Source organism: Pseudomonas sp. TWP3-1 (genome assembly GCF_049896625.1).
Classification (GTDB): domain Bacteria; phylum Pseudomonadota; class Gammaproteobacteria; order Pseudomonadales; family Pseudomonadaceae; genus Aquipseudomonas.
The window spans coordinates 421,137-434,557 of the sequence record NZ_JAFCUQ010000001.1 but is presented as its reverse complement, the minus strand read 5'-3'; the positions used below and the strand labels follow the sequence as shown (position 1 = coordinate 434,557).

General features: G+C 56.9%; 17 protein-coding genes. 7 read left to right on the top strand and 10 right to left on the bottom strand.

Annotated features, from left to right (window positions below; genetic code table 11):
- Positions 1-172: 172 nt before the first annotated feature.
- The 5 genes from ACP7BN_RS02100 to ACP7BN_RS02080 all read right to left on the bottom strand — a co-directional run bounded on the left by ACP7BN_RS02100 (position 173) and on the right by ACP7BN_RS02080 (position 3,343).
- Positions 173-568, bottom strand: a complete 396-nt coding sequence (locus tag ACP7BN_RS02100; protein WP_426201210.1) for a GFA family protein — start codon at positions 566-568, stop codon at positions 173-175.
- Between the two features lie 49 nt (positions 569-617).
- Positions 618-1,238: a LysE family translocator gene (locus ACP7BN_RS02095; RefSeq protein WP_426201208.1), complete on the bottom strand. Its 621-nt coding sequence runs from the start codon at positions 1,236-1,238 to the stop codon at positions 618-620.
- Between the two features lie 43 nt (positions 1,239-1,281).
- The gene (locus tag ACP7BN_RS02090) at positions 1,282-1,749 is read right to left on the bottom strand and encodes a metallophosphoesterase family protein (protein WP_426201206.1); all 468 of its coding nucleotides are present in this window, start codon (positions 1,747-1,749) and stop codon (positions 1,282-1,284) included.
- A gap of 187 nt (positions 1,750-1,936) precedes the next feature.
- Entirely contained in the window at positions 1,937-2,554 is a 618-nt protein-coding gene (gene gstA / locus ACP7BN_RS02085; protein ID WP_426201204.1) for a glutathione transferase GstA, read from the bottom strand.
- Positions 2,555-2,662: 108 nt separating this feature from the next.
- Positions 2,663-3,343, bottom strand: coding sequence for an NAD(P)H-dependent oxidoreductase (locus ACP7BN_RS02080; protein WP_426201203.1), 681 nt, complete (start codon positions 3,341-3,343; stop codon positions 2,663-2,665).
- On the opposite strand from ACP7BN_RS02080, the gene ACP7BN_RS02075 reads away from it, so the two are divergent.
- Entirely contained in the window at positions 3,324-4,271 is a 948-nt protein-coding gene (locus ACP7BN_RS02075) for a LysR family transcriptional regulator (RefSeq protein ID WP_426201201.1), read from the top strand. The genes ACP7BN_RS02080 and ACP7BN_RS02075 overlap by 20 nt on opposite strands.
- 83 nt (positions 4,272-4,354) lie before the next feature.
- Here ACP7BN_RS02075 and ACP7BN_RS02070 read toward each other — a convergent pair whose 3' ends face one another.
- Positions 4,355-5,083: a nitroreductase family protein gene (locus ACP7BN_RS02070; protein ID WP_426201199.1), complete on the bottom strand. Its 729-nt coding sequence runs from the start codon at positions 5,081-5,083 to the stop codon at positions 4,355-4,357.
- A 98-nt stretch (positions 5,084-5,181) separates the two neighbouring features.
- On the opposite strand from ACP7BN_RS02070, the gene ACP7BN_RS02065 reads away from it, so the two are divergent.
- Positions 5,182-5,808: a TetR/AcrR family transcriptional regulator gene (locus ACP7BN_RS02065; protein ID WP_426201197.1), complete on the top strand. Its 627-nt coding sequence runs from the start codon at positions 5,182-5,184 to the stop codon at positions 5,806-5,808.
- Between the two features lie 285 nt (positions 5,809-6,093).
- Here the strand turns inward: ACP7BN_RS02065 and ACP7BN_RS02060 are convergent, their stop codons facing one another.
- The gene (locus ACP7BN_RS02060) at positions 6,094-6,522 is read right to left on the bottom strand and encodes an Rrf2 family transcriptional regulator (RefSeq protein WP_426201195.1); all 429 of its coding nucleotides are present in this window, start codon (positions 6,520-6,522) and stop codon (positions 6,094-6,096) included.
- A gap of 141 nt (positions 6,523-6,663) precedes the next feature.
- Between ACP7BN_RS02060 and ACP7BN_RS02055 the strand changes: the two genes are divergently transcribed.
- Positions 6,664-7,551 (top strand): NAD(P)/FAD-dependent oxidoreductase, encoded by an 888-nt coding sequence (locus ACP7BN_RS02055; protein ID WP_426201193.1) that lies wholly within the window; start codon positions 6,664-6,666, stop codon positions 7,549-7,551.
- A gap of 36 nt (positions 7,552-7,587) precedes the next feature.
- On the opposite strand, the gene ACP7BN_RS02050 is transcribed toward ACP7BN_RS02055, so the two are convergent.
- The gene (locus ACP7BN_RS02050) at positions 7,588-7,839 is read right to left on the bottom strand and encodes a DUF6555 family protein (RefSeq protein WP_426201191.1); all 252 of its coding nucleotides are present in this window, start codon (positions 7,837-7,839) and stop codon (positions 7,588-7,590) included.
- A gap of 221 nt (positions 7,840-8,060) precedes the next feature.
- Here ACP7BN_RS02050 and ACP7BN_RS02045 point away from each other — a divergent pair, with 221 nt between their 5' ends.
- Together ACP7BN_RS02045 and treZ are read left to right on the top strand one after the other, a co-directional pair.
- On the top strand, positions 8,061-8,339 hold the full coding sequence (locus ACP7BN_RS02045) for a hypothetical protein (protein ID WP_426201189.1): 279 nt from the start codon (positions 8,061-8,063) through the stop codon (positions 8,337-8,339).
- Positions 8,340-10,139, top strand: a complete 1,800-nt coding sequence (gene treZ / locus ACP7BN_RS02040) for a malto-oligosyltrehalose trehalohydrolase (protein ID WP_426201188.1) — start codon at positions 8,340-8,342, stop codon at positions 10,137-10,139. It begins immediately after the preceding gene.
- Between the two features lie 6 nt (positions 10,140-10,145).
- Here treZ and ACP7BN_RS02035 read toward each other — a convergent pair whose 3' ends face one another.
- On the bottom strand, positions 10,146-11,273 hold the full coding sequence (locus ACP7BN_RS02035) for an ATP-binding protein (protein ID WP_426201187.1): 1,128 nt from the start codon (positions 11,271-11,273) through the stop codon (positions 10,146-10,148).
- Positions 11,274-11,311: 38 nt separating this feature from the next.
- A complete protein-coding gene (locus ACP7BN_RS02030) occupies positions 11,312-11,986 on the bottom strand; it encodes an HAD family hydrolase (RefSeq protein ID WP_426201185.1) in 675 nt (224 codons plus the stop codon).
- Between the two features lie 223 nt (positions 11,987-12,209).
- Between ACP7BN_RS02030 and ACP7BN_RS02025 the strand changes: the two genes are divergently transcribed.
- Positions 12,210-12,569, top strand: a complete 360-nt coding sequence (locus ACP7BN_RS02025; protein ID WP_426201183.1) for a response regulator — start codon at positions 12,210-12,212, stop codon at positions 12,567-12,569.
- A gap of 120 nt (positions 12,570-12,689) precedes the next feature.
- Entirely contained in the window at positions 12,690-13,388 is a 699-nt protein-coding gene (locus ACP7BN_RS02020) for a hypothetical protein (RefSeq protein ID WP_426201181.1), read from the top strand.
- Positions 13,389-13,421 lie beyond the last annotated feature (33 nt).

Sequence of the window (13,421 nt, the reverse complement as noted above, 5' to 3'; positions counted from 1 at the left end):
ATGATTCAGATGCGGATTGATCGTGTCGTTGCGACATGGCGAAAAAACCTCATACCAACGGGTCACTCGCTAAATACAATTCCAGTGACTGGAGCCGATGCGCAGTTCCCCTGCGCCGTAATCAATGCCGGAGTCTTGCGACCAGAATGTCGGGAAACAGATCTTCATTTCGTCAACTCCACGTGCGGAACGGAATCTCATACCACGAGGCCTTCGACGCCACTTGAACGTGCTTTTGTTTGGCAGAGAAAAACTCAGTATCCAATGTCCCCAGCGCAATCGAGATCCAGTCGGCGTGTGCACCTGCGCTTGCGGACCAGAAGAGTGACGAGCCGCAATTGCCGCAAAACTGGCGAATGACTGATGGCGAAGACGCGTACGACTTGATGTCGTCGGCGCCCTGCACAAGGTGCAGGTCATCGCGCAACACGCTGGCGTAGCTGGCGAACGCGGCACCGTGACTTTTGCGGCATTGGCTGCAATGGCAGTGCGAAAGCGCTTTTGGACGGGAGTTGATCTGGTATTTAACGGCGCCGCACAGGCAGCTGCAGTGGAAAGTGTCAGTCATTCAGGCGTTATTCCTTGAGCGCGAGAGTGCACGGATTTAATCGATCAGATCAGCGCTTGCTGAACGCCAACCGCGCAGCAAACAACACAAAAATCAGCCCCGTGGTGCGATCCATCCAGCGGATCACCTTCTCACGCCGCAGAAACCCCGACAGCGGCTGCGTAGCGCCGATCAACACCGAGGACCAGATCAAACCCAGTACTACATGAATGCTCACCAGCCCGAACGTCCACGTCACGAGCGGCGCGCCCTGTGGAATGAACTGCGGCAGAAAAGACACGTAGAAAATCCCGATCTTCGGATTGAGCACGTTGCCGAGCATGCCCTTCAAAAACCAGTTCGAACCCGATTTGCCGTTGGCCTCAACCGCGCCCAACGAGCGGCGAGGGCGCAGCAGCATGTTCAACCCGAGCCACGCCAGATACGCCGCGCCGCAGTACTTCAATACGTTGTAGGCCAACTCGGAAACGGCGATCAACGCACCCAGGCCGAACGCGACCGCAGCGCCCCAGAGCAGACAGCCGGCATTGATGCCCAGCGCGGCGCGAAAGGCTTGTTGCCGGCCTTCGACGGTGGCGGTGCGCAAGATCAACGCGGTGTCGAGGCCGGGCGTCAGCGTCAGCACTGTGGCGGCGAGGGTGAACGCGAGGAGGTTGTCGGCGATGGACATGGATGCGTGAGTTCTTGGTGAATGTGCGGCTACGTTAGCGGTTTCAGGTGGACGGTTCCAGCAGGGAAATCAGGCGCGGTTCGAGCGATTGCGCGGTTACTTCGAGCAATGCCAGCGTCACCGGTAACTTGAAACGACGCGGGCCGGCACTACCCGGATTTATGTAGAGCCGCTCACCGCGCCACTCGATCAAAGGTTTGTGGGAGTGGCCGGTGATGACGATTTTGATCGCGGTATCGAGATTGGCCGGGACGTCGGCAATGTCGTGGACGAGCAGGGTCTGGTAGCCGTTGAGGTCGAAGGTCAGGACATCGGCCAAGTCTTGCGCCCATGGCGCGGATTGATCGTTGTTGCCGCGTACGGCGTGGACCGGGGCAATCGTTTCGAGCTGGGCGAGAATGGCAGCGCTGCCGATGTCGCCGGCGTGGATGATCAGCTCGCAGGACTGGATCGCCGCCAGGGCTTCGGGGCGCAGGAGGTTGTGGGTGTCGGAGATGATGGCGGTTTTCATGGGGTGTTGAGTCTGGTCAGTTGGGCAATTGGCTGGTATCTAACTACGCTTATGGCTTCTGGGGCAATTTGCGACGGACCGGTCTTGGCCTCGGTTGCGATTTGCACATCGCCACTGTCACCAGTCCAGACGTTCAGAGTAAGGGAGATAAATCTCCCCTTTTTTCTTGTCAGCTTGCTCGCTGAACTCAGCGTCGATCGTAATCCTCTTCCAGACCTTCAGCGTGGAGCGCGGCTTTGACTGCCGGACGGGCCTCGACACGCGCCATGTAGCCTCTGAATTCCGAGAACGTGTCTAGCGAAATCTTGAATTTGGCACACCAGCGTGTGAGGGCGTAGAGGTAGGCGTCTGCCACGGTGAACACGTCGCCCAGGATGTAGGCGCGACCACCGGCCAGCAAGCTGTTGAGGTAAGTCAACTTGGTGATAACCGGCCGCTGAGCGTCAGTGGCATCCGCATCGGTAGCCAGGTAGAACAGCGGAGTGAAAGACTTGTGAAAGTCCGAGGACAGGAAGTTCAGCATCTCGTGCAAGCGTGTGCGTTCGAGCGTGCCATTGGCAGGCACTAATGCAGGGGCGTAGCGGTCCGCCAGGTACTGTGTAATGGCTGGGCCCTCTGTCAGAAGATTTCCCTCGAACTCAAGGGCGGGCACAGTGCCCTTCGGGTTGATCCGGTAGTAATCGTCGCCCGATGCAGTCTTGTGCTTCCACAGATCGACCATCGATAGTTCATGGGACAGGTTGGCTTCGCGTAGCACGATGTGGACGGCCAGTGAGCAAGAGCCAGGGGAGTAATACAGTTTCATCTGAGTGCCTTGAAGATAATTTAGGAGGTGAGCGTTAAGAGCAAACAGCAGCATTGTTCCTTTCGGAGATGAATCTCTGCAGGAATGCGGCAGCGCGCGACTGGTCGATCAGGCGTGAAGTTGCTGTCCAATTCTGGCGACGCGAGCTGCGTAGAGCTTTACGGTTTCGAGGTCTCCTTGCGGAATGCCTTGGGCATCCTGATCGGATGGCGACTGCACCAGCGCGCCGACCGATCCGCCCAGGTTATTCACGTCTGCCCGCGTGGACCCCGATGAATTGGCAGGAGCCAAACCGAGACTGACCCAGATACCGCCGTGCTGCGATGCCAGCGTTTGCAGAAAGATCAGGGAAACTTGTTTGTCACCGTTCAAGCTTGCGCTGTTGGTAAAGCCTCCGAAGGCTTTGTCCTGCCATTGCCGAACGAACCACTTGTTGGACGTGGCATCGGCGAATTTTTTAAATTGCCAAGGCACCGAACCCATGTATGTCGGGGCACCGAAAATGATCGATTGCGCTCCGTCCAGTTGACCCCATGCAGTCTCGGGAATGTTGCCCTCGCCATCGATCTCGATCAGCGCTGCCTGTGCACCCTCTGCTGCCGCTTCCGCCACGCGCCTGGTATGGCCATATCCGGAAAAATAAACGACGACCGCTTTTGACATGATGATTTCCAAGTGAGTGAAGTTGACGGCAGAAATCGTAATTGGTCGCGCAAAAAAGAAAAATCTGATCCAGAATGACTCTTGGTTCAATAATTGCGAACAATAGATGGATAAGCTCACCGCCATGGCCACCTTCGTGAAGGTGGTAGGCGCCGGCAGCTTCACGCGTGCTGCCGATGCCCTGAATCTTCCCAAAGCACGTGTTTCCCAGCGCATCAGTGACCTTGAGAAATATCTTGGCGTGCGATTGCTCAACCGTACGACCCGTGCTTTGAGCCTCACAGACGACGGCAGCGCCTACTTCGATAAGTGCCAAATCTTGCTGCAGCAGATTGATGAGCTGGAGGCGACTCTGAATGGAGGGGCTGCAACCCCCATCGGCCGCCTGAGAGTTGACTCTCTGGTCTCCATTGCACGCTGGGTGATCGCTCCAAGGTTGCATGATTTTCAGATGCGTTATCCGAGGATCCAATTGCGGTTGAGCAGCTCTGACCGCATCAGTCACTTGCTGGAGGACGGCATCGATTGCACGATCAGGGGAGGTGCGCTCAAGGATTCGAGCATGATCGCTCGACATCTCTGCGACATTCATATGGGGCTGTATGCATCGCCCGAGTATCTTGCTTCTGTCGGGAGTGTGGACACTCCGAATGCGCTGTCGCAACTCAAGCGAATAAGCTGGTTCAGCGGTAGGGAGCGCAACCCGTTTGTCTGGGAACTCGAGTCGGGGACTCAACGCTTCGTAGTGCAGCCTGGCGAAGGTATGCAGTTCGATGAACCCGATGTCGCTATTTCGGCATGCATGGCGGGAGGCGGTATCTGCCCAGGTGCCCCTTTTGCGGTTGCCGGATTCGTCCGATCCGGGAAGCTTGTCCCGGTACTACCCCAATGGCAGTTCTCCCCCCGCCCCGTTCATATGGTCTATCCAGGCTCAAGGCACCTGTCGGTTCGCGTGCGCTGCTTTGTTGACTGGGTTTTGGAGATTTTTTCAGAAAATGGCGAAATCAAACTCACGCCCTTTGCGCTTGCACAGGATTCCAGCCATCCGCGATGAGTGACATCGCCGGTTTGCAGAGTTCTCGGCTGATCAGAGTCACGGCAATACTCCATTGACCGCTTTTGGCGAGAACGATGAACTCAATGTAAAACCACCATATCCGAGATCGGCTTGCGCCAGCGATCCTCAATCCTCGCGTCATCTGCTCGATAACCTAGTGCGATTACCAAAGGGATAACGCAGCCCCGTTGGAGGCCCAGAAGTCTGGCGACTTTCCTGGCCGAAAACCCCTCCATCGGACAAGAGTCGATGCCTTTCGCTGCTGCGCCCAACATGATCGTCTGAGCCGCGAAGATCGCATTACGCGCTGCCCACTGACGTCCTCCGAGATTGCCGATTGGCAGCAGTGAAAGTGTCGGCTGAAACAGGGCCGCAAGTGCAACAAGCGGGGACCACAATACAGATGACCCAATACCCAGGATTTTCTGAAACATCCCGACCTGCTTGCGGTAGTAGGCCTTCGAGTCCATTCCCAACGCCGACGAGTCTTCCACATGCGCGAGTTGCGCTTTGGCTGTGCGTAGCCCCAGCGCAGGGCTGGCCACGATCACGATAAATTCCGCGGCCGATGCAGCTGCCTTCTGACCGTTGCAGGCGATCGCCAGGCTGGTTTTCAATGCAGGATCTCGAACCCAGTGAAACTCGTAAGGCTGCATGTTCCCGCTCGAAGGTGCGTATGCCGCCTCCGTCAGCAATGCATGAATTTCACCTTCTGCGATGGGGGTCGAGTTGAATTTGCGAATGGCTCTGCGAAAACGGTTTGCAGCCTGAAAGCCGTCCCAAGGACGCACGGGGTCTTGAGTATTCATGGTTCATGGGGGCTCGGTTCGTGATCAACATTGTGTTTTCACAGGCCAAATCGTAAGTTAAAGCTTAGATTCAAAAAACTCATGTTCTGGAGCCCTTCGTGAGCACAAGCCGACCGGCCATCAAACCCAGAAAAATCCCGGGCCAGGCGCGTTCTCGTGCGACTGTCGAAGCGATTATTCAAGCGGCAACTTACATTTTGACCCGAGCCGGCTGGAGAGGGCTTACGACCAACGCCATCGCGGAGCGCGCGGGCGTCAATATCGGTTCGCTGTACCAATTTTTTCCGAACAAGGAAGCAGTGATCGCCGAACTGCAGCGACGCCATGCGGCCGCAACTCGCACCGATCTGTTCAAGGCATTGGAGGTTTTGCCGCAGCAGGGCTCTCTGCGAGAAGCGCTGACCATGATCGTTGAGATGATCGTCGCCGAACACTGCGTTGCGCCTGCACTTCACAAGGCAATTCATGAAGAGCTGCCAAGTGCTGTTCGTCAACTTGACGAGGACCAAGAGCATTTGCAGCAGCGCTTCTCGGAAGTATTGCGGCCGTTCATGCTCAACGTCCCGAACCCGGATCTCTCAATCTACCTGATGGGCATCGCAGCACACGCGATCATCCATACCGTCACAGCCGATCGGCCGAACTTGCTGGAGCAACCAGAGTTTGTAGTCGAGGTTGTTGCCATGCTGGAGAATTATCTTTATCGGCAGGTGCCGACGTCATAGCTGTTCGACTATGGCACTGTTCGGCGCAGATATCGATTTCCCGAGTGTTCAGACTTAAGAAACCCTCAATATATGCCCGCCGACACCGTCATCTGATCTTCGCAGCGGTGCTGTTCTTTTACTAAGTGCGCTTAGATTTCTTCAGTATTGATGGATACAGTGATGTTGAAGAATTTTATGTCTGACCACGAATCCCGTTTGTTCACCGAGTGCATTCCACATACTCTACAAATTCAGGCTAGCGGACGGATTGATCTCCTGCGCCTATCCTGCCCTCAACACCCCTTACAAACTCTGATACCGCCGCTCAAAATCCTCCGCCAACTGCTCAAGCGTGACACTCCCCAATCGCTCCAGAAGCAACGCCTGCGCCGCATCAAACGCATCTGTCAGCGCAGCGTTCACCGCTTGCTCGACCAGACATTTTGGATGGTCGGTTGACAAACCAATGGCAAAAACCGAGGACGAGCCCAAGGCTTGGTGGATATCCAGCAGCGTCATGTCCGCCAACGGTTTCGCCAGTGTCCAGCCGCCACGGTGACCCTTTTCCGAACTTACATAACCCTGTTCCTTGAGCAGCGCCATAGTGCGTCGGACCACCACTGGGTTGGTGCCGAGCATCTGCGCGATGGTGTCGGAGGTGGCCGGTTGTTCGTGGCGGGCCATGTGGATCAGTACGTGCAGCATGCGCGACAGGCGGGTGTCGTTTCTCATGGATGGTGATCTTCTGAATTGCTTGCGCCGAGTATCGCTCGATACAGCATAAGTTACGAGACCATTGACACTCCAATGTCACGTAACTTACGGTGTGTCTAGAATTCTTCGAGCAGGTCGAAGACTCACGGAGACACACCCATGGTTTACGACGTGATCATCGTTGGCGGCAGTTATTCCGGCATTTCCGCAGGCTTGCAACTGGCGCGGGCGCGGCAAAAAGTGTTGGTGATTGATGCGGGGCAGCGACGCAATCGCTTTGCTCACGCCTCACATGGATTTCTCGGGCAGGACGGTCGCGACCACGCAGCGATCGCCGATGAGGCACGCGCTCAGTTGCTTGCTTACCCGACTGTGGAGTGGCTTTCGCAGTCGGCCATGCAGGCGAAGGCGGGCGGCGATGGATTGGTGATAACGGCCGAAAACGGGCGCGAGTTTGCGGCACGGCGTCTGATCCTGGCCACCGGCGTGGTGGACGAATTGCCCAAGGTTCCCGGATTGGCAGAGCGCTGGGGGCAGTGCGTGTTTCACTGTCCGTATTGCCACGGCTATGAACTCGACAGCGGGCCGATCGGGGTATTGGCCGCGTCGCCTGTAGCGATTCATCAGGCGCTGATGTTGCCCGACTGGGGGCCAACAACGCTGTTGCTCAACCAGGCATTCGAGCCGGATCCCGAACAGTTGGAAAAGCTCGCCGGTCGTGGCGTTGTGATAGAGCGCGAAGCTGTGTTGTCGGTAGGCGGGGAACAAGCCGATGTGTTACTCGCCAGCGGCCGTGTAATCAAATTTGCCGGGTTGTTTACTCAGCCTCTGACGCGAATGGGCAGCCCATTGGCGACGCAACTGGGTTGCGAGTTTGAAGCTGGGCCAACGGGGGAATTCCTCAAGGTCGACGCGATGCGCGAAACAACCGTCCCCGGCGTATTTGCCTGCGGGGATGCGGCCGTTGGCGCGGGCAATGTGGCAATCGCCGTGGGCGACGGTGCACGCACGGGAGGCGCGGTGCACCAGTCGCTGATTTTTCGCTGAATGCAGGTATCGAGACCTGCAAAGCCAATCGAGTGATCAGGTCGTAACCTCCGACCACTCCAGCGACTCGGTCTCGCGCCATTTCACTTCGGTCACCCCGTATTTCTCCGCTTGTGGTTTGGACACCACCTTGAGTGGCGGCCTCCCGGGTTTCGGGATTGGCGCCATCCCCGCATCACAACTCGCCCAGTGCCACGCGTCCGCATTGCGCATCGATTTTGTGCGGATGACGAAGGACTTCGGCGCCCCATGGAGTTTGTATTCAATGACGAAAATATCAGTGTTCATGAGACCCTCCTCTAGCTCATAAACACAAGGAGTGACTGCGTCAGAAAAAATTCCAAGATTTTTCCGGGCAATTACAAGCCCATGAATCTGCGCGAATATTTTTCATTGTGCGGCCCCTGATGGGCAGTGCAGGCAAGAAGAAAATCACCCCTCGTCGGACGTTCTGAACCGGCCGTCAATTCCGAAGCTCCATTCTGAAACCTATCGGGATCGACGCTGCCATGAGTCATTTCAAAACCATGCTCCTGCCCGTTCAACTCCGGCGACTGCATGCGCTGGATTCCTGGTATCGCACTTTTGAAAATTGCGCGTTGCGGATGGATTGCCCGGACAGCTATCACGAAGAGCTTCTGCGTCAGGCAGATGAGATGGATCGCAAGTGCATCGTTGACTGGGATGAGTGGCGCGAGCTGCGCGTGGCCGCCGATCAGGCTTACTTGCGCGCAGTCGCGGGCGCGGATTACCAGCGGGGCGAGCAAGACACGTCGAAGGAGGATTGAATGGATCTGCCGACCGATTTGCGCGCACGCCACGGCGCAATCTTCATGGATTCGGGGCTGACGCGTTTCGCGCTGTGGGCGCCTGATGCGCAGACAGTCAGTGTCGTGACCTCCGACGGTCGCTCATGGCCGATGCCAGCACAACAGGGTGGCTGGTTCGTGCTCGAAGTCGAATGCGCGGCGGGCACTCTCTACAATTACAGAATTGACGGCCATCTGGAGGTGCCTGATCCGGCTTCGCGCGCTCAGGCTGAAGACATTTATGGGCACAGCGTGGTGCTCGATCAAAACGCCTTTCGCTGGCAGCATCAGGCGTGGCAGGGTCGGCCCTGGCATGAGGCGATCTTTTACGAACTCCACGTTGGCCTGGTGGGCGGCTATGCGGCAGTGGAGGCGATGTTGCCGCGCCTGGCTGATCTGGGCGTCACGGCTATCGAGCTGATGCCGCTCGCGCAGTTCCCGGGTATTCATAACTGGGGTTATGACGGCGTGTTCCCGTACGCGCCGCATGCATCCTACGGATCTCCACACGAACTCAAGTCGTTGATCGACACCGCGCACGGGCTGGGTTTGGCGGTGGTGCTGGACGTGGTCTACAACCACTTCGGACCAGACGGCAATAATCTGAATGCGTATGCCAGGAAGTTTTTCCGCAGCGATAAGGAGACGCCGTGGGGCGATGCCATCGATTACCGGCGGCGTGAAGTGCGCGATTTTTTCATCGACAGCGCGCTGATGTGGCTACAGGACTACCGTTTTGATGGCTTGCGGCTGGACGCCGTCCACGCCATCGAGGATCCGACTTTTCTCGAGGAATTTTCGCAGCGCGTTCGACAGCAGTGCGACGCAGCGCGTCAGGTCTGGTTGATCCTGGAGAACGAACTGAACGAGGCGCATCGACTTGAACAAGGTTTCGATGCGCAGTGGAATGACGACGGGCATAACACGCTGCACGTGCTGCTCACCGGCGAGACCGACGCCTATTACGCCGACTTCGCGCAAGCCACCACGCAAAAACTGGCCCGGATGCTGAGCGAGGGATTTGTTTACCAGGGCGAGCCGACCAGCGATGGCCAGTCCCGCGGTGAATGCAGCGCGCAGTTGCCGCCGAGTGCTTTTGTGCTGTTCCTGCAAAACCACGATCAGATCGGCAATCGCGCTTTCGGCGAACGGCTGGTACATCTTGCTCCCACGCCAGCCTTGCGCGCTGCCACGGTCTTGTTGCTGCTCTCGCCGATGATTCCGTTGATCTTCATGGGCGACGAATGTGGGGCCGATCAGCCGTTTCTGTTCTTCACTGACTTTCGCGATGAACTGGCGCAGCAAGTGTGTGAAGGGCGGCGAGGGGAGTTTGAAAATTTTGCCGCGTTTGCGGACAAAGAAACACGCGAGCGCATCCCTGATCCGAACGCCACATCGTCATTCGAAAACTCGATACCGGCACTGGATGCACCATCAAAGCAAAAAGACCAAGACCTCAATCCCGCCGACTGGTTGGCCTTGTACCGTGAGCTGCTGCAACTACGCCAGCGTGAGATTTTGCCCCGACTGCCTGGCGCCAAAGCGATTGAAACACTGGTGCTGGGTGATAAAGCAGTATCGGCACGCTGGCGCATGGGCGACGGTTCAGTTCTTCGGATCGATTTGAATCTCTCGGATCGGATCGTCTACCAGTTCGAAAATCCTGTGGGCCGAACGCTCTATGAACTTCCTGCGAGAAATGAGGAAGATTCGCTACGCTTGTCGCTTGATCGCTATGCGGTTTTAGTCACGCTCCAACCGAGCGGGGGGGACGCGTGAAACGCTTCACGCACGCTTCGGCATCGTTACCACGAAAGTGGTGCCGCTTCCCTGCTTTGAAATGACCTCGACGGCGCCACCGTGTGACGTAACGATCTCCGACGCGATGAACAAACCCAGACCCAGACTTTCACTTGGCCCATGGTCGGCAACCGGGTGCTGAGAAAAGCGGCCCATCGGGTTGAAAATGAACGGCAGCACATCGTCCGGAATCGGTTGACCACTGTTGTGTACCGAGAACGTCACACCGTCCTGCGAAGCATCCAGTGTCACCATCACAGGTTGCTGGTTATCACCGTGCTGCACGGCGTTGCCGATCATGTTGGAGAACACCTGCTCCATTCGCGCGCCGTCAAACTCGCCCTCACAGGAAGTGCTTTTCTCTAAGAGGATATCCGTGCCTGGATGGAATGCCCGAAGCTCATCAACAATGCGCTCGCACAAAGGCACCAGGTCCAGCCGCTCTCTTTTCACCGGAATACCCGGGCCCATCTGGCATCGCGTCAGATCCAGCAGATCGCCGACAATCTGACTGGCGCGTTTGACGCTGGTGTAAATCTGCGATGCGATTTTGGTCCCTCTGGGTCCGATGTCCTCCGAGCGTCGCAACATGTCGGCCCCGAGCAAAATGGCGCCCAACGGCGTTCGCAAATCATGCCCGAGAATGCCCAGAAAGACGTTGCGTGACACTTCGACCGCGCGTGAGTAGCTGGCGATGGATTCCGCCAGCGCCTGGTCGATTGCTTCGTGAAATCGGGTCATGTCATCCACGTCGAGTGGCGTGCCAGCCTTCATTTGCTTTGACCACTGACTGAGCACGCTCGCCCTGAGCGCACGGTACTCGGACGCCATCTGATCGATGGTGAAGCCTGCCATCAGTCGGGTGACAGCGTGGGTTTCCGCAGGCGTTTCGACCGGGCTGGCAGGTGCGTTGCCATGGGATTTCGCAAGCTGCTCCTGGGCCGTTTGCTTGGTGCGCAGATCTACCACGATGGCCTGGAGCATCTGTTCGGCGTGATCACGCAACGCGGTGGTACCTAACGGTGCGCCAGGCGTGTCGATGGTCCGTGCGAAATCTTCCCAGTCCTGCAAGATGGGCTCGATGTTGTCGGTGATGAAATCTGACAGCCGCATGTAGGTGATCCTGATAAAAATACAAAGTACGCGACGGGCTATGGACGCGATGCAACCTCATCCAGATGCTGCAAAAGGTTCAGCGGATCCTCGTAAACCCGCAGCGCCCCGGCACGCTCAAGCTCACCCGTGTCATAACCGCCTGACAGCAAGCCTATGCCGGTTGCCTTGCTGCGTCTGGCCGCGAGCATGTCCCAGACCGCATCGCCAATCACCAGGCATTGTTCTATCGGCGCATCGAGTTTTTGCGCTGCTGCCAGAAACAGGTCGGGATCCGGTTTGCCGTACTTGACATCATCGCGCGTGATGAGATTGACGCCTTGCGGATCAAGCCCTAGCGCCTTCAAGTTGATGCTCGCCGTTTCGATCCCGCCGCTGGTGGCAATGCACCATTTCAATTTCTCTTCGGTCAACGTGCCCAGCAATTCAATCGCACCGGGCAGGGCGGTGATCTGATGGCGCAGATCCTGATAAACCTCAGCGTGCTTTTTGCTCAACCTTTGCGCCTGTTCTGCGCTGATCTCTTGCCCGGTTTCCCGCGACAGCGTCTTGAGCATCAGCCCGCCGCTCATGCCGATCTTGCGGTGAATACGCCACATCGCCAGCGGAATACCTTCTGAATCCAGCGCCGCTTTCCAGGCGAATACATTCTGGTAAACGCTGTCGGTCAATGTGCCATCAAGGTCGAAAATAAATGAAGTCTGCGGCCGCATGCGGATACCTGTCTGTTGCTTGCATCGTAAAAATGAACTTCCTGCACCTCTTGATTAGACGTGCTGTATTTTTCGAAAGCAGGAGGGGGGCAGTCGTTCATTCTTTTGCTCAAGACAGGCTTGCAATTGCAGACCGATTGCGTCGATTCAGACCACTGGTCAGCCACGTAAAACGTCCAGCAACCGCGACAGCACTAAGTATCAAGGTCTTGGGATTTACGATATGTCGCTTACGGTGTTGGTAGTAGAAGATGACGAAACATTGCGCTCCCTGATCGTGGAGGCTGTCTCGCTGCTGGGTTTTCGAGTGCTGGATTGTGCCTCTGCGGATGACGCGCTCACCACTTTGGTTGACTGTTCTTCAGTGGCGTTGGTCATAACCGACGTTTGCATGCCGGGCAGTATGGATGGAATAGGGCTGGCGAAAATGATCTGGATACGGTGGCCATCTTTGCCCGTGATCATTACCTCCGGCAACCGTACGATGCCGGAGGACTTACTTCCCGATCACGCAATGTTCCTGCGCAAGCCATGGACGCTTGATGTGTTGCACAGCGCGATTACGGAGTATTTGCCCGAGTAGGATCGCGCGAGCAGCTGCCACGATCTGGCGTGCCCATCTGTCCCTTCTTGATTGTTTTTTACAGAATTTCAGCCCGGTGACGACAACCTGCCCGTACCTTTCTCTATGCGTGAGTCCTTCATGAAGAAGTTCGCTGTCCTGATGTTCGCCGTTCTGTTCCTGGCCGGATGTGCCAACCAGAAATTCAAACCCGAATACCGCACACAGATCCACACCGTGAAAATTCTGCCGGTCGCGTGGAAGCCCAAGGAAATGAGTTACATGGGCCGAGAACAAGCGTGGGGCGCAGCCATTGGCGCGGGCGTTGGAACCGGTGTTGGTTTGGCGGCGGAGGCCGGCAAAATTGGCACGGCGGCGTTGGGCGGTGCCGGATTTGCCGCGGGTATGAAGGCGGGCGATCTGGCGTCAATGTCGACGGTCGATGCGATCCTTTACAACATGGAAACCGCCGACATCAATCTCGGCGATCTGGTAAAGAAGAGTTTCGAGGAAAAACTCGCCGCCAGCGGCCGTTTCAAAATCGTCGGCGAGAACGAGCCGGCTGATGCGCAGATCGAGCTGACGATTTTCAGTTGGGGTTTCGCACTGACTCAAGGCTTCAGCAGTGTGGTCTACCCAACTATCGGGGTGAGCGGTGTGATGAAGCGCGGCGACGAGTTGATCTGGCAACGCAATGAACCGATCACCGCGTTCAACGGCGCCAACACCTACGGTTACGAGCCGCTGCGCTATCGCACCGAGCCCGAGTTGGTGCGCACGGCGTTGACCGGCGTTTCGCAAATTGTCGGCGGCTATCTGATCAGCGATTTGAACGAGTGAACGCGGCCATTTTGGTGCTCGATGAGCTGATGC